Source organism: Streptomyces sp. NPDC057253, from assembly GCF_042669125.1.
In the GTDB taxonomy this organism is placed as follows: domain Bacteria; phylum Actinomycetota; class Actinomycetes; order Streptomycetales; family Streptomycetaceae; genus Streptomyces.
Genome location: NZ_JBHUXV010000035.1, coordinates 55,226 through 73,646 on the forward strand (window position 1 = coordinate 55,226; position 18,421 = coordinate 73,646).

Sequence of the window (18,421 nt, forward strand, 5' to 3'; positions counted from 1 at the left end):
GGGCCGCCCGGCGCACGGCCCCAGCCGCCATACCGCGGGGCCGCCAGGCGCACGGCCCAGCCGTCATACCGCCGAGGCCGCCCGGCGCACGGCCCCAGCCGTCACACCGCGGGGCCGCCAGGCGCATGGCCCAGCCGTCATACCGCCGAGGCCGCCCGGCGCACGGCCCCAGCCGTCACACCGCGGGGCCGCCAGGCGCATGGCCCAGCCGTCATACCGTCGAGGCCGCCCGGTGCACGCCCCCGCCCTCACACCGCCAGAGCCGCCCGGTGCACCGCCCTGACGAGCCGCTGGTTCTCCGGCGCCGACCCTCCCGGGAACGCCATCCGGCGCCGGGTGTAGCCGTAGGCCAGGCCGCTGCGGGGGTCGGCGAAGGCCTGCGAGCCGCCGGCGCCGCTGTGCCCGAAGGCGCCGGCGCCGAGGAACGGGTGGGTCATGTCGGCCGTGGCCTGGAAGCCCAGCCCGAAGGACCGGTGGGCTCGGGAGACCAGGTCGTAGCCGATGGAGTGGATCTGACCCACCTCCGCGATGGTGTCCGGCTTCAACAGGGGCGGACGCTCGGCGACTTCGCTGATCGCCGCCGCGTACATCCCGGCCAGACCGCGCGCCGCCGCCACCCCGCCCGCCGAGGCCGGCCCCTTCGCGCGCACGGCACGGGAGTTGGCGTGGTCGAGGAGCTCCTGCGGCTGAGCCGCCTGAAGGTTGAAGGCGATCGAGGTGAGGGTGTGCGGCCCCGTCGGCGCCGCGTCGAGCAGGGCCCGCTGCTCGGCCGTCGGATCCATCGGCTGCACGGAACGGAACCGCGGCTCCAGGGACTCGGGCAGCCCGAGATGGAAGTCCAGCCCGTACGGCGCCCGGATCCGCTCCTCGTACACCTCCTGGAGGGTGCGGCCGGTCGCCCGCCGGACGATCTCACCGGTGAGCGCGCCGATCACGTAGGCGTGATAGCCGAAGGCGGTGCCGGGCCGCCAGAACGGCTTCTGGTCCGCGAGCCGTTCCGCCATCGCCCGGTCGTCCGCCAGTTCCTGCGCGCTGAAACCACCGTCGATGCCGACCACACCGGCCCGGTGCGCCAGCAGCTCGCGCAGGGTCAGCTGCCCCTTGCCCTCGGCCCCGAACTCCGGCCAGTAGTAGGTCACTTTGCGGTCCAGCTCCAGCGTGCCCTCCTGGACGAGGAGCGCCACCACCAGATGCGCGGCCCCCTTGGTCGACGAGAACACGCCGTAGAGGGAGTCGGCCCCGGCATCCGCGCCGGCCCACAGGTCGACGACCCGCCTGCCGTGCACGTAGGCGCACAACTGTCCCTCGTAGTCCGGCCGTTCGCCGTCCACGAAAGCGGCGAACTCCTCGCGCACCGCCTCGAAGCCGTCCGCGACGGTGCCGTGGATCTCCTGCGTCATCCGCTCTCCTCAACTTCAGCCGCTGCTCGCGTGCGCCATGGTGAACAAGGCCCGTCCGACCTGGGCGAACTCGCCCTTCGGATGATCCCTGAAGAGCGGCTCGGTGCCGAACAGGACGGCGTGCCGGCCGCTGACGACCGAGGCCCGCCCGGCCGCGGCGGCGGGGCCGCCGGAGCCGTCCGGCAGGGACCGCCAGTGCCCGGGGACCAGCCGGTGGCCGCCCGCCGAACGCCCCGCGATCTCCACGCTCACCCGGTCGCCGAGCCCCTGGATCTCGGGATCGGGGGTGAGCACCTGCTCGCGCGGACAGCCGCGGACCGTGCCGGTGCGGTCGGTCGTCGGCTCGCCGAGCGCCCGCCGGGCGGCGCTCTCCGGGGCCCGGGCCAGGCCCTGGTCCCCGGCGCTCTCCCGGGTGACGGGCTCAGCGCTCTCCCGGGCGACGGGCTCGGGATCCGCACTCGCCGGGTGCGGGGTGAACGACAGCGTGAGGGTGGCGGCGATGAGCAGGACGGGTCTCGCAGAAACGGTTCTCGTGTGGTGCACGCGTACCTCCTCCGGAGCTTCCTGAGATCGGTACGGCGAGATGTACCTGTTCGACTCAACAGCAACACGAGGGAGTCGGTGGCGCGGATGCCCCGGATGGCGCATCCCGGGCCGCCCGGACGGGGCATGCTGTGGTCGGCGGAAGCGGGCGGCGGCAAGTCCCACAGGAGAAGCCCATGGCGACAATCCCTTCCATCCCCAGCAGGACCGACCTCCTGCGCATGGCACGCAACACCACCGACATCACCGGCCAACTCCTCGACACGGCGGGCAACATCACCCGGATAGCGATCAACACCTTCGACCCGAAGGACGGTTCGGGCCCCGAGGTGCTGCGGGTGCTGCGCGAGACCACGGCCGAACTGGCCGAGGCGAGCGCGTCCCCGCAGGCGCAGGAGGCCTTCTACCGGATCGTCGACACCCTCACCCGGCTCGGCACCAGCGGCGCCCCGCTGGCCGTGCACCCGGTCAGCGAACCGGCCCGGGTGCTGCTCGCGGCGCTCGGCGACAGCCTGCTCCCCGTCCTGGACGCGGTGGAACCGGCGGTCGAGGAGTTCGCTGCCGCGCTCGGCGAGCTGGTCGAGGCCACGTCTCCGCTGCTCCCCGCGACGGCGGGCGTGGCCGCGGGAGTGCTCCTCGCCCTCACCCCGCTGATCCGTGCGGCGACCGACGTCCTGCGCGACGCGAGCCCCGAACTGCGGCGCATCGCGGACGCCTTGACCGCCGCGCTGGCACCGCTGATGCCGTTGCAGGTGGCGCTGGCCGAACGGGCGGCGGAGGCCGGCGCCGGTGTCGTACGCGCGACGCTGCCCCCGCTGGCCGACCTGACGGACGCGGCGGCGGCGACCGCGAAGGCGGCCCGGCCGGTGCTGATCGCGGGGGAGGAGCTGTTCGTGACCGGTCTGGAGCGCCTCCAGCCGGCGCTGCTGGCCGCCGCGTCCCGCGCCGGCGGGGTGGCGCGGGCCATCGCGGTCAGGGTGTCCGCGGCGGTCTCGCCGGCCGCGGAACAGGGGGTGGTGGTGGCCGTGACCCCGGTCTGACGGGCACCCGATAGGGTCTGACCATGCGTGATCTCGGGGCGGGCTTCCACTATCTCCTGAAGGGCCAGCGGTGGGTGGCCCGGCACGGCAAGCAGTACGGCTTCGGACTGATCCCGGGCCTGATCACCCTGGTGCTGTACGTGGGCGCCCTGGTGTCCCTGGCGACCTGGGGCGAGGACATGGTGTCCTGGGCGACCCCCTTCGCGGACGACTGGTCGAGCCCGTGGCAGGGCCTGTTCCGGGGCTTCCTCGCGGTCCTCCTGTTCGCCCTGGCCCTGCTCCTCGCGGTCCTGACCTTCACGGCCGTCACCCTCCTCATCGGCCAGCCCTTCTACGAGAGCCTCTCCGAGAAGGTCGACCGGGACGTCTCCCCGGACGGCACGGCCCCCGAGTCCGGCCTCCCGCTCTGGCGCGAGCTGTGGATCTCCGCGAGGGACAGCCTGCGCATCGTGATCCGGGCCGCCCTGTGGGCCGTCCTCCTGTTCGCCCTCGGTTTCATCCCCCTGGTCGGTCAGACGGTGGTCCCCGTGCTCGGCTTCTTCGTCACGGGCTTCTTCCTCACCGAGGAACTGACGGCGGTGGCCCTGCAACGCCGCAACATCGACCTGCGGGCCCGCCTCACCCTCCTCCGCTCCCGCAAGACCCTCATCTGGGGCTTCGGCACGCCCCTGGGCCTGTCCTTCCTGATCCCCTTCGTCGCGGTGTTCCTGATGCCGGGAGCGGTGGCGGGAGCGACCCTGATGGCACGGGAGCTGCTGGGGGAGGAGACCCGGGAGGGGGACGAGGAGGACGAGGAGGAGCCGGTCCCCGGCCGGTAGGCAGTCCCCCCGGAGCCGTTACGCCCCCACCGCCACCGAGACGATCGCCCGCACCTGCGCGATGATGTCCAGCCGGTTGCGCACGAACCCCGGATCGGTCACCGCCCCCGTCGCGGGATCGGTGTTGCCCGCCCCGAACTCCAGCACCGGCGTGTGCACATGGCCGCCCGGCAGGTCGTCATGGCGCCCCAGCCGGTCGCGCAACAGCGTGGCCCGGTAGGCGATCTCGTTGGAGAGGTAGTTCCCGCCGCCCCCGGACCGCGCGGTGGACCCCGCCGTCGGCCCGTCCGGACGGACGACCGGGTCGGTCCCTCCCGCCGGGATCTCGGTCACGCTCGTGTTGTCGTAGACGGGGAACCGCCCGGTGTCCGCGTCCAGGATCGCCTTGTACGGCAGGGTGGTCGTCGTCCACTGCGGCTGCGAGGCCGGATCGGAGACCGGCACCGTCCCGGTCACCCCGATGTTGTCGTTGTCCGGGAACCCGCCCCGCCAGGCCCCGTTGGTCCGCTCCACGTCGAACCGCCCCACCCGCCCCTGGCTCACGGTCGTGAAGAGATCCACCTTCTTCAGATACGGCCGCAGCGCCCGCTCCACGGTCCGGTCGGTGAAGTCCTGCCACCGCACGGGGAACACGACGGTCTCCACCCGGGCCGGCCCCTTCGCCGTCTCGATCACCGTCCCGTCGAGGGCCAGCGCACTCGCCCCGGACGGATTGGAGATCCGTATGTCCCGGTCCAGCGTGAACGGGTCGAACCCGGTCACCAGCACCCGCTTCAGCCGGTCCCCACCCGGATACCGCACCGAGGTCTGCCCCCGGGAGTTCCGCTCCAACGCGTCGATCAGCGCGGAACGTTGCACCTCCGACAGCCCGAACGACGGCTCCCAGGTTCGCACTTCACGGGTCATGCCCAACCGGGCCCAGTACAGCGGCCGGTCGTCGTCCCGGCTCAGATCCCCGCCGGCCGGCCCCCGCCCCTGCGCCCGGTCCACGGCCCGCCGCCACAGCCCGGACCCCTCCCGTACGACGACCTTCCGGGCCTCCGCGTAGGAACGCGCCGCCCCGAGCGCCCGGGTGAAGCGCTGCGTCACCGCGTCGAACCCGGACCGCTCCAGGATCTCCCGCGGTACCGCCCGGTCGAGCCGCTGCTCCTCCACCGTGGGTGAGGGCACCGCCTCGGCCGCCACCGCGGTCGTGGGAGCCACCGGCCCCGCCAGCAGAACCAGTCCGAGCATGCCGATCCGAACACGTAGAGAAGTCAAGGGAGTTCGGGTCCTTCCGTCGCTGTGGGGCGCGAGTGGTACGGGACCTGGGCAGTATCGCGTGACGGAAGTGGTCCACGCCATGGGGAGTCTCGTGGCGGCGGTACCGGCGGGCGGGTGATACTGCCGCCCATGAAGGCAGCCAACCTGGGCGTTCTCTTCCTCATCGAGCTGGGCGCCCTGGCGGGTGCCGCGTACTGGGGTTTCACCCGGGACGTCGCCACCCCCTTGGCCTGGCTGCTCGGCCTCGCCGCACCCGCCGTGCTGATCGTGCTGTGGGCGCTGTTCGGGGCGCGGAAGGCGCGCTACCCGGTGCGTGGCGCGGCCCGTGTCGGTTTCGAGGCGCTGTGGTTCGGGGCGGGGGTGCTCGCTCTGCTGGCCGCCGGCGACACCGGCGGGGCGGTCACGCTCGCCGTGCTCGTGGTGGTGAGCAAGTCCCTGGCCGCCAAGTGGGGGCAGTAGCAGTCAGGTTCAGACTTCCTCGCCCAGCAGGTGCACGAAGTCCCGGAAGGCCCCCGGCATGTCCACCGACTCCGGGTCCAGCAGCCACTGGTACTGGAGGCCGTCCATCACGGCCACGAGCAGCGGGGCGGTGCGTTCCGGGGTGAGGCCGTTGGGGAGGCGGTCGCCGTACGCCGCGCGCAGGGCGGCCGCCATGGACGCGCGCACCCGGGTGTAGCGGTCGGTGAAGTACTCCCGGGCCGGATGCCCCTCCGTCACGCTCTCGCCGAGCAGCGCCGAGAAGGTCTGGATGATCCCGGGCCGCATCGCGTTGTACTCGACGAGCGAGGTCAGCAGGTCCACCCGCCAGCCGCCGCCCGGCACGGCGTCCCACTTGTCCCGCTCCTCCAGCACCGCGACCAGCAGCGCGTCCTTCGTCGGGAAGTGGTGCAGCAGCCCCTGCTGGGTGAGTCCCACCCGCTCCGCCACCGCCGCCAGGCTCGCGCCCCGGTAACCGCGCTCGGCGATCACCTCCAGGGCCGCCCGGACGATCTCCGCCCGACGGGCCTCGCTTCTGGTCCTGCCGCTCATGGCGTCACCGTACGGCATCCCCGAAACCTGAATATAACAGCAAGGTAACGAAACCTACCGTTCACCAGGTAATCGATGCACGATGAGAGGACCGCACGGACGTCAACGAGGAGGCACCCCCATGGCGGCACCCGACACAGCGGCCGACCAGGCCCGCGAGGCCGCCGTCGAGGCGGCCCTGGCGGCGCTCGACCTGGACGCCAAGGCCCGGCTCCTGGGCGGCCAGGACATGTGGTCGCTGCCCGCGCTCCCGGAGATCGGCCTGCCCTCCCTCGTCATGTCCGACGGCCCGATCGGCGTCCGGGGCGTGCGCTGGAGCGCCGACGACCCCTCGATCGCCCTGCCCTCCCCGACCGCGCTGGCCGCCTCCTGGGACCCGGAACTCGCCCGCAGGGCAGGCCGGCTGCTCGCCCAGGAGGCCCGCCGCAAGGGCGTCCACGTCCTGCTCGCCCCCACCGTGAACCTCCACCGCTCCCCGCTCGGCGGCCGCCACTTCGAGGCCTACAGCGAGGACCCCTACCTCACGGGCCGGATCGGCGCCGGGTACGTGACCGGCGTGCAGGAGGGCGGCGTCGGCACCACCGTCAAGCACTTCGTCGCCAACGACGCCGAGACCGACCGCTTCACGGTGAACAACCTGGTCTCCGAACGCGCCCTGCGCGAGCTCTACCTGGCGCCCTTCGAGCACATCGTGGAGAACGCCCACCCGTGGGGCATCATGACCGCCTACAACACGGTCAACGGCACGACGATGACCGAGCACCACCACCTCGTCAACGAAGTCCTGCGCGGCGAATGGGGCTTCGACGGCTACAACGTCTCCGACTGGATGGCCGCCCGCTCCACCAAGGCCGCCATCGAGGGCGGCCTCGACGTCGCCATGCCCGGCCCGAGGACCGTCTACGGCGAACCCCTCGCCCAGGCCGTGCGGGACGGCCGGGTCGAGGAGAGCGCGGTCGACACCGCCGTACGCAATGTGCTGCGGCTCGCCGCCCGCGTCGGCATCCTGGCCGGCGCCGAGCCGGTGGTCACCGAGCTGCCCCCGGCGGTCGACGGCGAGGCGCTGGCCCGCGAGATCGCCCGCCGCTCCTTCGTCCTGGTCCGCAACCAGGGCGCGCTGCCCCTGAAGCCGGGCACCGTCGCCCTCAGCGGCGCCGCCGCCCGGGACGCCCGGGTCCTCGGCGGCGGCTCCGCCACCGTCTTCCCGGACCGGATCGTCTCCCCGCTGGACGGCCTCACCGCGGCCCTCCCCGAGGGCTCGGTGAGCTACGCCGTCGGCGCCGACCCGAACACCGAACTCGCCATCGCCGACAAGGGGTTCAGCCTCCGGGCGATCTGCCGGGACGCGGCCGGGGCCGTCCTCGGCACCCGCTCCGCCCCCAACGGCCAGCTCCAGTGGATGGGTTCCGACCTCCCCGAGGGCGTCACCCACGACCGCCTGCACACCGTCGAGCTGACCGGCACCTTCACCCCGCGCGAGAGCGGCTCGCACACCTTCGGCATCAAGGGACTCGGCGCCTTCAAGCTGGCCGTGGACGGCACCACCTACTACGACGACGTCCAGAGCACCGACAAGGACGACCCGTTCGTCTCCTTCTTCGGCGCCCCCGAACCCCGCGCCGAGGTCGAACTCACCGCGGGCGAGCCCGTCGAGATCTCCCTCACCCACGTCGTCGACCTCCCCGACGACCTCCCGATGAAGGTCGTCGGGTTCGCCCTCGCCCACCTGGACCCGCAGCGCGACCCCGACGAGCTGATCGCCGAGGCCGTCGAGGCGGCCCGGCACGCGGACACCGCTGTCGTCGTGGTCGCCACCACCGACCGCGTCGAGTCCGAGGGCTACGACCGCAAGGACCTCACCCTGCCCGGCCGGCAGGACGACCTGGTCCGCGCGGTCGCCGCCGCCAACCCGAACACCGTCGTGATCGTCAACTCCGGCTCCCCGGTGGAGCTGCCCTGGCGCGAGGACGTCGCCGCGATCCTGCTGAGCTGGTTCCCCGGCCAGGAGGGCGGCGCGGCCCTCGCCGAGGTGCTGACCGGCGCCCACGAACCCGGCGGCCGGCTCCCCACCACCTGGGGCACCCTGGCCGACGCCCCGGTCACCCGGGTCACCCCGGCGGACGGCGAACTCCCTTACGAGGAGGGAGTCTTCATCGGGTACACGGCCTGGGAGAAGGCGGGCCGCACCCCGGCCTACCCGTTCGGCCACGGCCTCGGCTACACGGAGTGGACCTACGAGTCCGTCGAGGTCCAGGGCGCCACCGTCCGGGTCCGGCTGCGCAACTCCGGCACCCGCGCGGGCCGCGAGGTCGTCCAGATCTACCTGGCCCCCGCCGAACCCGACGCCGAACGCCCCGCCCGCCGGCTCGCCGGGTTCGCGGGAGCCGAGGCCGGCCCCGGCGAAAGCGTCGAGGTCACCGTGGAGATCCCGCGCCGGGCCTTCGCGATCTGGGACGAGAAGACCTCGTCGTGGTCGCATGTGAAGGGTTCGTACGAAATCCAGATCGGACGCTCGATCGAGGACCGCCGGGTCACCGCGACGATTAACGTCTGATACCAGGGGGCGCGGCCCCCGCACAAGCAGCCCCGGCCCGGGACCTGACCCCTGGGCCGGGGCTCGTCTCTTGTACCGGCTGTAGCGGCTGTAGCGGCTGCAAAAGCCCTACCGGCTGGAGAACCCGTACACCGTCTCCGACCGGTACACCTCACCCGGCCGCAGCACCGTGCTCGGGAACTCCGGACGGTTCGGGGAGTCCGGGAAGTGCTGGGTCTCCAGCGCGATGCCGTCGCCGGGCGTGAAGGGCTCGGGGAGGTGGTCGGCGGTGTAGAGCTGGAGCCCCGGCTCGGTGGTCGCCACCGTCAGCACCCGCCCCGACGCGGGGTCGTACAGCTCGGCCACCTCGACGGCCTCGGCGGTGATCCCCTTGTCCAGCACGAAGTTGTGGTCGTACCCGGCGCCGACCTTGCGGACCTCGCGGAAGTCGAACCGGGTGCCCGCGACCTCCTCGACCCCCGTCGGGATCAGATCCGCGTCCACCGGCGTGAACCGCGAGGCGTCGATCCGCAGTTCGTGCCCGCCCGCGTTCCCGGAACCGGCCAGGTTGAAGTAGCTGTGGTTGGTCAGGTTCACCAGGGTCGGCGCGTCGGTGACCGCCTCGTAGGAGATCCGCAGCGCCCCCGACTCGTCCAGCGCGTAGGTCCCGGAGACCTCCAGGCGGCCCGGGAAGCCCTCCTCGCCGTGCGGGCTGACCCGGCTCAGCCGCACCCCGTGCTCACCGGCCGGCTCCATGTCCCACACCCGCTTGTCGAAGCCCTGCTCGCCCCCGTGCAGGGAGTTGGGCGCGTTGTTGGCCGCGAGCGCGTACGTCAGCCCGTCCAGCTCGAAACGGCCGCCCGCGATCCGGTTCGCGTACCGCCCGATGAACGCCCCGAGATACGGACCGGCGTGCTCCAGATACCCGTCCAGCTCGGCGAACCCCAGCACCACGTCCGCGGTCCGCCCCTCCCGGTCCGGGACCTCGACCGACTGCACGATCCCGCCGTAGGACAGGATCCGCACGCGGACGCCCGCGCGCTCCAGGGTCCAGCGGTGGACCGGTGTGCCGTCGGGAAGTGTGGCGAAGAGTTCGTTCATGTGCGGAACTTTAAGTCACGGCCGTGACCTTGCGATATGCGATCTCCGCCAGCCGGGCCTGGCCGTTCACACTCGGATGGAACCAGTCCCAGTGACTGAGCTGGTCGGTGCCGAAGCGGTAGTCGTACACCGCGCCGCCGTCGTACCGGCAGTGCGCGTCCTTCGCGCACACCTGCTTCAGTACGGCGTTGTACTCCTCCACCCGGTCCTGCACGGTGTCCCGCCGCTCGGTCGCCGCCGCGTCCAGGGCGTCCGCGTCCGCCAGCATCGACGGGCACACCCCCAGCTTCCACACCTGCTTGCCCAGCGGGTTGGTGCGCCCCTGGGACCACAGCCGCTTGAGGTTGGGCACGCTCGCCACGTACACCTGCGCCTTGGGCGCCTTGGCGCGCAGCACGCTCAGCGCGTCCTCGAACCCGGCCCGGAAGTCGGACACCGATGTCATCGCGGCCGTGGAGTCCCGGCAGGCGTCATTGGCACCCACCATCACCGTCACCAGCGCGGGCGCGCGCGAGGCGGCCTGGGACATCTGCGCCGACAGATCGGCCATCCGCGACCCGGACACCGCGTAGTTCCAGCTGCGCTCGGCCGCCTTCGCCTTCCCCAGCAGCCGTACGGCCAGCGAGTCGACCTGCGCGCTGCTCCCGGTGGCCCAGGACACGTCGGGACAGTCCGTCAGGACCCCGCACGCGTCGAAGCCGCGGGTGATGGAGTCCCCGACGGCGGCCAGCGAAGCCGGGCTGCTGTCCCAGGCCGGGGTCGGCTTCGGCGAGGGCTTGGCCTTCTGGGTCGGTGCCGCGGAGTCGCCGCCCACGGCGTCACAGCCGGCGACGCCCACAAGGGCCGCGGTCAGGACGGCGACGACGGCCCGCGAGCGGAGGCCCTGCTTGCGCATCCGTGGAGTTCCCCTCGTGAAATGGTGGTCCTCTCATAACAACGCACACGAGTTCCCGACGGCCCCGAGGGAACGATCGGGACCCGTACTAGCGTCCTGCCGGGTGAATGGCGGGCGTTTCGGGGCACCGGGACGGACGGTACGTCACACTCCTTGCGCCGCCGCACGGTAGCCTCGCCATCAACGTGGCCGGCCGGTGTGGCCGCCATGCCGGCCAGCAAGACTTGTCCCGCTCTGCCCGGAGGTCCCGGTGACGACACGTGGAGTTCTGTACGTGCACTCCGCGCCGCGCGCGCTGTGCCCGCACGTCGAGTGGGCGATCGCCGGGGTGCTCGGCACGCGCGTCAACCTCGACTGGATCCGGCAGCCGGCCGCGCCGGGCACCTGGCGCTCGGAGTTCTCCTGGAAGGGTGAGGTCGGCACCGCGTCCAAGCTCGCGTCGGCCCTGCGGGGCTGGCATCTGCTGCGCTTCGAGGTCACCGCCGAGCCCTGCGCCACCGCCGAGGGCGAACGCTACAGCTGCACCCCCGAACTGGGCATCTTCCACGCGGTCACCGGCATCCACGGCGACATCCTGATCCCGGAGGACCGGCTCAGGGCCGCCCTGACCCGCTCCCAGCGCGGTGAGACCGACCTGGAGGCAGAGCTCGCGAAACTCCTGGGCAAGCCCTGGGACGACGAGTTGGAGTCCTTCAGGTACGCGGGCGAGGGCGCCCCGGTCCGCTGGCTGCACCAAGTGGTGTGAGTTCTCCGTACACGTGAAGGGCCCCCACCGCTCGGTGGGGGCCCTTCAGTTGCGTACAGACGCTTCTCAGACCGTCCGGAACGCCAGTACCACGTTGTGCCCGCCGAAGCCGAACGAGTCGTTCAGCGCGGCGATACGGCCCTCCACGGGCAGCTTGCGGGCCTCGCCGCGGACCACGTCGGCGTTGGCCTCCGCCTCCGGGTCGAGGTTCTCGACGTTGATGGTCGGCGGAGCCACCCGGTGGTACAGGGCCAGCACCGTCGCGACCGTCTCGATGCCGCCGGCACCACCCAGCAGGTGACCGGTCATCGACTTGGTCGCGGAGACCGCCATGTGGTCCGCGTCGTCCCCGAACACCTTCCGCAGCGCCTTGAGCTCGGCGATGTCACCGGCCGGCGTCGACGTGGCGTGCGCGTTGACGTGCACGATCTCCGCCGGGTTCAGGTCGGTGTTCTCGAGCAGGTGCTGGAGGGCGGCCGAGATGCCCCGGCCCTCCGGCTCGGGCTGCACGATGTCGTGGGCGTCGGCGGAGATGCCCTGGCCGACCGCCTCGGCGTAGACCCGGGCCCCGCGCTTGGCCGCGTGCTCCGCGGACTCCAGCACGACCACACCCGCGCCCTCGCCGAGGACGAAACCGTCGCGGGCGGTGTCGTAGGGACGCGAGGCGCCCTGCGGGTCGTCGTTGTTCTTGGACATCGCCATCATGTTGCCGAACGCGGCGATGGGCAGCGGGTGGATCGCCGCCTCGGTGCCACCGGCGACCACGATGTCGGCGCGGCCGGTGCGGATCATCTCGATGGCGTAGCCGATGGCCTCGGCGCCGGAGGCGCACGCGGAGACCGGGGTGTGCACGCCCGCACGGGCGCCCACCAGCAGGCCCACGTTGGCCGAGGGGCCGTTCGGCATCAGCATGGGGACGGTGTGCGGGGAGACGCGGCGGACGCCCTTCTCCTTCAGCACGTCGTACTGGTCGAGGAGGGTCGTCACACCGCCGATGCCGGAGGCGATGACGGCGCCGAGGCGGTCCGGGTCGACATCGCCGACCGAGCCCTCCTCACCGGCCTTGCCCTCGAAGCCCGCGTCGGCCCACGCCTCCTTGGCGGCGACCAGCGCGAACTGTGCCGAACGGTCGAGACGCCGGGCCTGCGGCCGCGGAATCACCTCGGTCGGCTCCACGGCGACGGGCGCCGCGATACGGACCGCCTGGTCGGCGGCCCACTCCTGCTCCAGGGGCTTGACGCCGGACTTGCCGGCGACCAGACCCTCCCAGGTAGAGGCTGCGTCGCCACCCAGCGGTGTGGTTGCGCCGATACCGGTGACGACCACGGTGCGATTGGTCGGGCTCACGGGAAATCTTTCTCCAACGGTACGAGGATTAAGCGGCGCCACCGCCGGGTGGCGGGGCCGGTCAGCGTCCGGCCCGAGCAGGGACTCAGGCCTGGTGCTTGAGGATGTAGTCGGTCGCGTCGCCGACCGTCTTGAGGTTCTTGACGTCGTCGTCGGGGATCTTGACGTCGAAGCGCTCTTCGGCGGCGACGACGACCTCGACCATGGACAGCGAGTCGACGTCCAGGTCGTCGGTGAAGGACTTGTCCAGCTGGACGTCCTCAACCGGGATGCCGGCGATCTCGTTCACGATGTCGGCGAGACCGGCGACGATCTCTTCCTGAGTGGCGGCCATGTTGGCGCTCCTTCGTTTTCTTATCCAGAGGGTTGGCAGTGCTTCCCGTCCCGGACCGCATGATCCGGCACGGAGTGCCTAGGGGAGGGTAACGACAGTGGCGGCGTAGACGAGACCCGCCCCGAATCCGATGACGAGCGCGGTGTCGCCGCTCTTCGCCTCACCGGTCGCCAGAAGCCGCTCCATGGCGAGCGGGATCGAGGCGGCCGAGGTGTTGCCGGTGGTGCGCACGTCACGCGCGACCGTGACGTGCTCCGGCAGCTTCAGCGTCTTCACCATCGAGTCGATGATCCGCTCGTTGGCCTGGTGGGGAATGAAGACGTCCAGCTCGTCCGGGCTGATCCCGGCCGCGTCCAGCGCCTGCTGGGCGACCTTCGCCATCTCGAACACGGCCCAGCGGAACACCGCCTGGCCCTCCTGCGTGATCGCAGGGAACTTGTCCGTGGAGCTGTCGTACTCGTTCCACGCCACGGTCTGCTTGATGGTCTCGGACTTGTCGCCCTCGGAACCCCAGACCGTGGGGCCGATCGCGGGCTCCTGCGAGGGGCCGACGACGACCGCACCGGCACCGTCGCCGAACAGGAAGGCGGTGGCCCGGTCCTCCAGGTCGGTCAGGTCCGACAGCCGCTCCACGCCGATCACGAGGACGTACTCCGCGCTGCCCTCGACGATCATGCCCTTGGCGAGGGTGAGGCCGTAGCCGAAGCCCGCGCAGCCCGCCGAGATGTCGAAGGCGGCGGCCTTGTCCGTGCCCAGCTTGTCGGCGATCTCGGTCGCCACGGCCGGCGTCTGCTTGAAGTGCGAGACGGTCGAGACGATCACGCCGCCGATCTGCTCGGCGGAGATCCCGGCGTCGGCGATGGCCTTGCCGGACGCCTCGATCGACATGGCGGCGACGGTCTCCTCGTCGTTCGCCCAGTGCCGGGTCTGGATGCCGGAGCGCGAGCGGATCCACTCGTCGGAGGAGTCGATGGTCTCGAGGATCACCTCGTTGGGCACGACCCGGGTCGGGCGGTAGCCGCCGACCCCGAGGATGCGCGCGTACGGGGCGCCCTTGCTGGGCCTGATCTTCGACATGCTCTCGTGCTCCTTCTCAGGCACCGTGCTCGGCGATGAGCTCGCGAGCAGCGTCGAGGTCGTCGGGGGTCTTGAGCGCCAGCGTCTTCACACCGGGCAGCGCGCGCTTGGCGAGGCCGACCAGCGTGCCGCCGGGGGAGACCTCGATGAACGCGGTGGCGCCGAGCTCCTTGAAGGTCTCCATGCACAGGTCCCAGCGGACCGGGTTGGCGACCTGGCCGACCAGCCGCTCCAGCACCTCGGCGCCGGTGGCGACGGCCTGGCCGTCCTTGTTGGAGACGTACGTGACCGTCGGGTCGGCCGGCGTCAGATCGGCGGCGGCCTTGGCCAGCGCGTCGACCGCGGGGGCCATGTGGTGCGTGTGGAAGGCGCCGGCGACCTTCAGCGGGACGACCTTGCGGACGCCCTCGGGCTTGTCGTCGTTCAGCGCGGCGAGCTGCTCCAGCGTGCCCGCGGCGACGATCTGACCCGCGCCGTTGACGTTCGCCGGGGTCAGGCCCAGCTTCTCCAGGTGCGCGACGGAGACCTCCGGGTCACCGCCGAGCAGCGCGGACATGCCGGTCTCGGTGATCGCGGCGGCGTCGGCCATGGCCAGACCCCGCTTGCGTACGAGGGTGAGGGCGGCGGTGTCGTCCAGGACGCCGGCGAAGGCGGCGGCGGTGATCTCACCGACACTGTGCCCGGCGACCGCGCCGGGGGCGAGGTCGGAGATGGCACCGAGTGCCGAGGCGGACAGGATCCCGGCGGCGACCAGCAGCGGCTGGGCCACCGAGGTGTCGCGGATGGCGTCCGCGTCGGCCTGTGTGCCGTAGTGGGCGAGGTCCAGTCCGATGGCGTCGGACCACGCGGCGACGCGGTCCGCGGCACCGGGGAGTTCGAGCCAGGGGGTCAGGAAGCCGGGCGTCTGGGCGCCCTGGCCGGGAGCGACGAGTACGAGCACTCTCACACTCTCTCTTGAGGGCGGCCCAAGCCGCCCGTGGGGACAAGGACGAAGAACATGAGGGGGTTTTGTTGGCCCCCGACAAAAGCCTAGGGCTGGTGATCTCCGTCGGCCAGACGCCCCAGGATGAGCGCGATCCGCAGGGTGAACGCCGAGCGTACATCGGAGGGCGACCAGCCGGTGACGTCAGTCACACGTCGAAGCCGGTAGCGCACGGTGTTGGGATGCACGAACAGCATCCGGGCCGCGCCCTCCAGACTGGACGCCTGTTCGAGGTAGACGGAGAGCGTCTCCAGGAGCGCGGAACCGGCCTCCTCCAGCGGTCTGTAGATCTCCTCCACCAACTGCTCGCGCGCACTGGGATCACCGGCCATCGCGCGTTCCGGAAGCAGGTCGTCCGCCAGCACCGGGCGCGGGGCGTCCTGCCAGGCCGAACACGCCTTGAGCCCGGCGGCGGCGGCCTGCGCGGACCGGGTCGCGGCCAGCAGATCCGGTACGACGGGACCGGCGACCACCGGTCCGGCCGCATAGGGCCCGATCAGCGACTTGGCCACGGCGAGCGGGTTGTCGCTGCCGCCCGCGATGACCACGAGCCGGGCCCCGAGCACCCCGGTCAGCACCTGGAGCTTGGCGTGCCGGGCGGCTCGCCGGATCGCCTCGACGGTCAGCTCGGAGTCACCGTCGGGGGCGGTGCCGAGGACCACGCACACGTGCTCCGGGGCGTTCCAGCCCAGCGCCGCCGCCCGGCTCACGGCCCCCTCGTCGGCCTCCCCGCTCAGCACGGCGTTGACGACCAGCGACTCGAGGCGGGCGTCCCAGGCACCGCGTGCCTCGGCGGCCTGGGCGTAGACCTGGGCGGTGGCGAAGGCGATCTCGCGGGCGTAGACGAGCAGGCCCTCCCGCAGCACGGCCTCGTCACCGGGGGCGGCGACCTCGTCGATCGCGGACTCCATGACCTCGATGGTGGTGCGCACCATCTCCACGGTCTGGCGCAGCGTGATGGCCCGGGTCAGCTCCCGGGGAGCGGTGCCGAACACGTCGGTGGAGATGGCCTGCGGGGCGTCCGGCTGCCGGAACCACTCGGTGAAGGCCGCGATACCGGCCTGGGCGACCAGCCCGATCCAGGAACGGTTCTCCGGGGGCATCGCCCGGTACCACGGCAGCGTCTCGTCCATCCGCGCGATGGCCTGCTGGGCGAGCGACCCGGACGACTTCTCCAGCCGCTTCAGGGTCGCGGCGTGGGCATGGACGACGGACGCGGCGGGATCGGACTTACGGAGTTCGGGTTCGGGCACATGGACAAGACTGCCTTATCCGGACGTCAGTACGCGCCGCCGGGTACCGACTCCACCACCACCTGCGGCCGGTCCCGGGTCTACCGTGGTCCCGTGACGGACGTGTGGCGCGCTGCGGAGCGCTATCCAGGTGGGGATCCCGGGGCCGGTATCGAGTCGTGGCACGCGTTCTCGTTCGGGCCGCACTACGACCCCGACAATCTGCGGTTCGGGGCGTTGATCGCCTGCAACGAGGAGCGGCTCGTGCCCGGTGCCGGGTTCGACGAGCATCCGCACAGCCACACCGAGATCGTCACCTGGGTGGTCGAGGGGGAGCTCACGCACCGCGACTCCACCGGGCACGAGACGGTCGTACGGGCCGGTGACGTGCAGCGGCTCAGCGCCGCCGGGGGCGTGCGGCACGTCGAGCGCAACGACGCCGGCACCCCGCTGACCTTCGTGCAGACCTGGCTGGCCCCCCTGGAGCCGGGTGGCGAGCCGTCGTACGAGATCGTCCGCGGGATCGCCGACTCGACGCCGTACGCGATCCCGGAGGCGGGCGCGCTGCTGCACGTGCGGCGGCTGGCCGCGGGGGAGCGGACCGCGGTGCCGGACGGGCCGTTCGTCTACGTCCATGTCGTGCGCGGTGAAGTGCGGCTGGACGGCGAGGAGTTGGGCCCGGGCGACGCGGCCCGGGTCACCGACGCGAAGGAACTGGACGCGGTGGCGGTGACCCCGGCCGAGCTGCTGGTGTGGGAGATGTCCTAGAGGCCGGCGAGGACGGCGTCGGTGAAGGCGGGCCAGGCCTCGACCGCCCAGGGCCCGAAGGCGCGGTCCGTCAGCGCCACGCAGGCCGCCCCCGCGTCCGGGTCGATCCACAGGAACGTACCGGACTGGCCGAAGTGCCCGAAGGTGCGCGGCGAGGACGAGGAGCCCGTCCAGTGCGGGGACTTGGAGTCCCGGATCTCGAAGCCCAGGCCCCAGTCGTTGGGGTTCTGGTGGCCGTAGCCGGGGAGCACGCCCTTGGTGCCCGGGTACTGGACCGTCATGGCCTCGGCGACGGTACGCGGGTCCAGCAGCCGCGGTGCCTGCACCTCCGCCGCGAACCTCAGCAGGTCCTCGACCGTCGACACACCGTCCTTCGCCGGGGAGCCCTCCAGGGACGTCGACGTCATGCCCAGCGGCTCCAGCACCGCCTGCCGCAGATACTCCGCGAACGGGATGTCCGTCGCCTTCGCGAGGTGGTCGCCGAGCTGCTCGAACCCGGCGTTGGAGTACAGCCGCCGCTCCCCGGGCGGGGCGGTGACCCGGTGCTCGTCGAAGGCCAGCCCCGAGGTGTGCGCGAGCAGATGCCGCACGGTCGATCCGCTCGGCCCGGCCGGCTCGTCGAGCTCGATCGCCCCCTCCTCGTACGCGACGAGAGCCGCGTAGGCCGCGAGCGGCTTGGTGACGGAGGCCAGCGGGAAGCGGTGGCCCACCGGACCGTGGGTGCCGAGGACGGTGCCGTCGGCCCGCACCACGCCCGCCGCGGCGGTGGGAACCGGCCAGTTCTCGATCAGCGTGAGGCTCTGCAAGGACATGCCGTCGAGCCTAAGCCGCTCAGAGCTTGAGAATCATCGTGGGGTCGGGCTTGTGCACGAACCCGAGCGAGACGTAGAGCGGCTCGGCCGCCGCGGACGCGGTCAGCATGACCTGTCCGGCACCCCGCTCGCGGAACCACTCCAGCAGTTCGTCCATGCACGCGCGTGCGTACCCGCGCCGCCGGGCGCCCGGGTCGGTCGCGACGCTGAAGACGTACCCGGCGAGCCCGTGCGGGTTGCCCGCCTTGCCGATCCGGTAGTCGACCGTCCCGGCCACCAGCGCGGCCAGCGCCCCCGGCCGGTCCGGGTGGTCGACGACGAAGGCCGCGAAGTCCCCGTCGGCCTCGCCCAGTTTCCTCCGCAGCGAGGGCAGCGCCTCGGCGTGCCACGCCGTGGAGGCGTCCCCGCCGGGCAGGTCGTCGATCATCACCTGGCGCAGCCGCAGTACTTCCCCGGCGTCCTCGGGCAGGGCCCGGCGTACGAGACTCATGCCCCGCACGCT

19 protein-coding genes are annotated in these 18,421 nt (G+C 72.2%); 6 read left to right on the forward strand and 13 right to left on the reverse strand.

All coding sequences use genetic code 11. From position 1 onward, the window contains the following. Nucleotides 1–248 precede the first annotated feature (248 nt). Together ACFULQ_RS20745 and ACFULQ_RS20750 are read right to left on the reverse strand one after the other, a co-directional pair. Nucleotides 249–1,400, reverse strand: coding sequence for a serine hydrolase domain-containing protein (locus ACFULQ_RS20745; RefSeq protein ID WP_383546026.1), 1,152 nt, complete (start codon nucleotides 1,398–1,400; stop codon nucleotides 249–251). A gap of 15 nt (nucleotides 1,401–1,415) precedes the next feature. Then, nucleotides 1,416–1,943, reverse strand: coding sequence for a hypothetical protein (locus ACFULQ_RS20750; RefSeq protein WP_383546028.1), 528 nt, complete (start codon nucleotides 1,941–1,943; stop codon nucleotides 1,416–1,418). A gap of 176 nt (nucleotides 1,944–2,119) precedes the next feature. Between ACFULQ_RS20750 and ACFULQ_RS20755 the strand changes: the two genes are divergently transcribed. Together ACFULQ_RS20755 and ACFULQ_RS20760 are read left to right on the forward strand one after the other, a co-directional pair. Beyond that, entirely contained in the window at nucleotides 2,120–2,983 is an 864-nt protein-coding gene (locus tag ACFULQ_RS20755) for a hypothetical protein (RefSeq protein WP_383546030.1), read from the forward strand. A 23-nt stretch (nucleotides 2,984–3,006) separates the two neighbouring features. After that, nucleotides 3,007–3,801 (forward strand): EI24 domain-containing protein, encoded by a 795-nt coding sequence (locus ACFULQ_RS20760; protein WP_383546032.1) that lies wholly within the window; start codon nucleotides 3,007–3,009, stop codon nucleotides 3,799–3,801. A gap of 18 nt (nucleotides 3,802–3,819) precedes the next feature. Here the strand turns inward: ACFULQ_RS20760 and ACFULQ_RS20765 are convergent, their stop codons facing one another. Further along, nucleotides 3,820–5,061: a pyroglutamyl peptidase gene (locus tag ACFULQ_RS20765; protein WP_383546034.1), complete on the reverse strand. Its 1,242-nt coding sequence runs from the start codon at nucleotides 5,059–5,061 to the stop codon at nucleotides 3,820–3,822. 132 nt (nucleotides 5,062–5,193) lie between these two features. Here ACFULQ_RS20765 and ACFULQ_RS20770 point away from each other — a divergent pair, with 132 nt between their 5' ends. After that, on the forward strand, nucleotides 5,194–5,523 hold the full coding sequence (locus ACFULQ_RS20770) for a YrdB family protein (RefSeq protein ID WP_383546036.1): 330 nt from the start codon (nucleotides 5,194–5,196) through the stop codon (nucleotides 5,521–5,523). 9 nt (nucleotides 5,524–5,532) lie between these two features. Here ACFULQ_RS20770 and ACFULQ_RS20775 read toward each other — a convergent pair whose 3' ends face one another. Further along, the gene (locus ACFULQ_RS20775; protein ID WP_383546037.1) at nucleotides 5,533–6,111 is read right to left on the reverse strand and encodes a TetR/AcrR family transcriptional regulator; all 579 of its coding nucleotides are present in this window, start codon (nucleotides 6,109–6,111) and stop codon (nucleotides 5,533–5,535) included. Between the two features lie 103 nt (nucleotides 6,112–6,214). Here ACFULQ_RS20775 and ACFULQ_RS20780 point away from each other — a divergent pair, with 103 nt between their 5' ends. After that, the gene (locus ACFULQ_RS20780) at nucleotides 6,215–8,647 is read left to right on the forward strand and encodes a glycoside hydrolase family 3 protein (protein WP_383546039.1); all 2,433 of its coding nucleotides are present in this window, start codon (nucleotides 6,215–6,217) and stop codon (nucleotides 8,645–8,647) included. Nucleotides 8,648–8,755: 108 nt separating this feature from the next. Here ACFULQ_RS20780 and ACFULQ_RS20785 read toward each other — a convergent pair whose 3' ends face one another. Together ACFULQ_RS20785 and ACFULQ_RS20790 are read right to left on the reverse strand one after the other, a co-directional pair. Next, the gene (locus ACFULQ_RS20785; RefSeq protein ID WP_383546041.1) at nucleotides 8,756–9,727 is read right to left on the reverse strand and encodes an aldose epimerase family protein; all 972 of its coding nucleotides are present in this window, start codon (nucleotides 9,725–9,727) and stop codon (nucleotides 8,756–8,758) included. Between the two features lie 10 nt (nucleotides 9,728–9,737). Further along, nucleotides 9,738–10,622, reverse strand: coding sequence for an SGNH/GDSL hydrolase family protein (locus tag ACFULQ_RS20790; RefSeq protein ID WP_383546043.1), 885 nt, complete (start codon nucleotides 10,620–10,622; stop codon nucleotides 9,738–9,740). A gap of 250 nt (nucleotides 10,623–10,872) precedes the next feature. On the opposite strand from ACFULQ_RS20790, the gene ACFULQ_RS20795 reads away from it, so the two are divergent. Then, nucleotides 10,873–11,367 carry a DUF3145 domain-containing protein gene (locus ACFULQ_RS20795; protein ID WP_123760473.1) on the forward strand — a complete coding sequence of 165 codons (495 nt, stop codon included), beginning with the start codon at nucleotides 10,873–10,875 and terminating at the stop codon, nucleotides 11,365–11,367. Between the two features lie 66 nt (nucleotides 11,368–11,433). Here the strand turns inward: ACFULQ_RS20795 and fabF are convergent, their stop codons facing one another. The 5 genes from fabF to ACFULQ_RS20820 all read right to left on the reverse strand — a co-directional run bounded on the left by fabF (nucleotide 11,434) and on the right by ACFULQ_RS20820 (nucleotide 16,360). Next, nucleotides 11,434–12,714, reverse strand: coding sequence for a beta-ketoacyl-ACP synthase II (gene fabF, locus ACFULQ_RS20800; protein WP_123760472.1), 1,281 nt, complete (start codon nucleotides 12,712–12,714; stop codon nucleotides 11,434–11,436). A gap of 85 nt (nucleotides 12,715–12,799) precedes the next feature. Further along, complete coding sequence (locus ACFULQ_RS20805) at nucleotides 12,800–13,048, reverse strand: acyl carrier protein (protein ID WP_007381745.1); 249 nt, start codon at nucleotides 13,046–13,048, stop codon at nucleotides 12,800–12,802. A gap of 78 nt (nucleotides 13,049–13,126) precedes the next feature. After that, complete coding sequence (locus ACFULQ_RS20810; RefSeq protein ID WP_383546045.1) at nucleotides 13,127–14,125, reverse strand: ketoacyl-ACP synthase III; 999 nt, start codon at nucleotides 14,123–14,125, stop codon at nucleotides 13,127–13,129. 16 nt (nucleotides 14,126–14,141) lie between these two features. Beyond that, entirely contained in the window at nucleotides 14,142–15,065 is a 924-nt protein-coding gene (locus tag ACFULQ_RS20815; protein ID WP_383546047.1) for an ACP S-malonyltransferase, read from the reverse strand. Nucleotides 15,066–15,154: 89 nt separating this feature from the next. Then, complete coding sequence (locus ACFULQ_RS20820) at nucleotides 15,155–16,360, reverse strand: PucR family transcriptional regulator (protein ID WP_383546048.1); 1,206 nt, start codon at nucleotides 16,358–16,360, stop codon at nucleotides 15,155–15,157. A 93-nt stretch (nucleotides 16,361–16,453) separates the two neighbouring features. Between ACFULQ_RS20820 and ACFULQ_RS20825 the strand changes: the two genes are divergently transcribed. Beyond that, nucleotides 16,454–17,107 carry a pirin family protein gene (locus ACFULQ_RS20825; protein WP_383546050.1) on the forward strand — a complete coding sequence of 218 codons (654 nt, stop codon included), beginning with the start codon at nucleotides 16,454–16,456 and terminating at the stop codon, nucleotides 17,105–17,107. Here ACFULQ_RS20825 and ACFULQ_RS20830 read toward each other — a convergent pair. Together ACFULQ_RS20830 and ACFULQ_RS20835 are read right to left on the reverse strand one after the other, a co-directional pair. Then, a complete protein-coding gene (locus tag ACFULQ_RS20830) occupies nucleotides 17,104–17,919 on the reverse strand; it encodes a serine hydrolase domain-containing protein (protein WP_383546051.1) in 816 nt (271 codons plus the stop codon). The genes ACFULQ_RS20825 and ACFULQ_RS20830 overlap by 4 nt on opposite strands. Before the next feature lie 19 nt (nucleotides 17,920–17,938). Further along, nucleotides 17,939–18,409: a GNAT family N-acetyltransferase gene (locus tag ACFULQ_RS20835; protein ID WP_383546053.1), complete on the reverse strand. Its 471-nt coding sequence runs from the start codon at nucleotides 18,407–18,409 to the stop codon at nucleotides 17,939–17,941. Nucleotides 18,410–18,421: the final 12 nt, after the last annotated feature.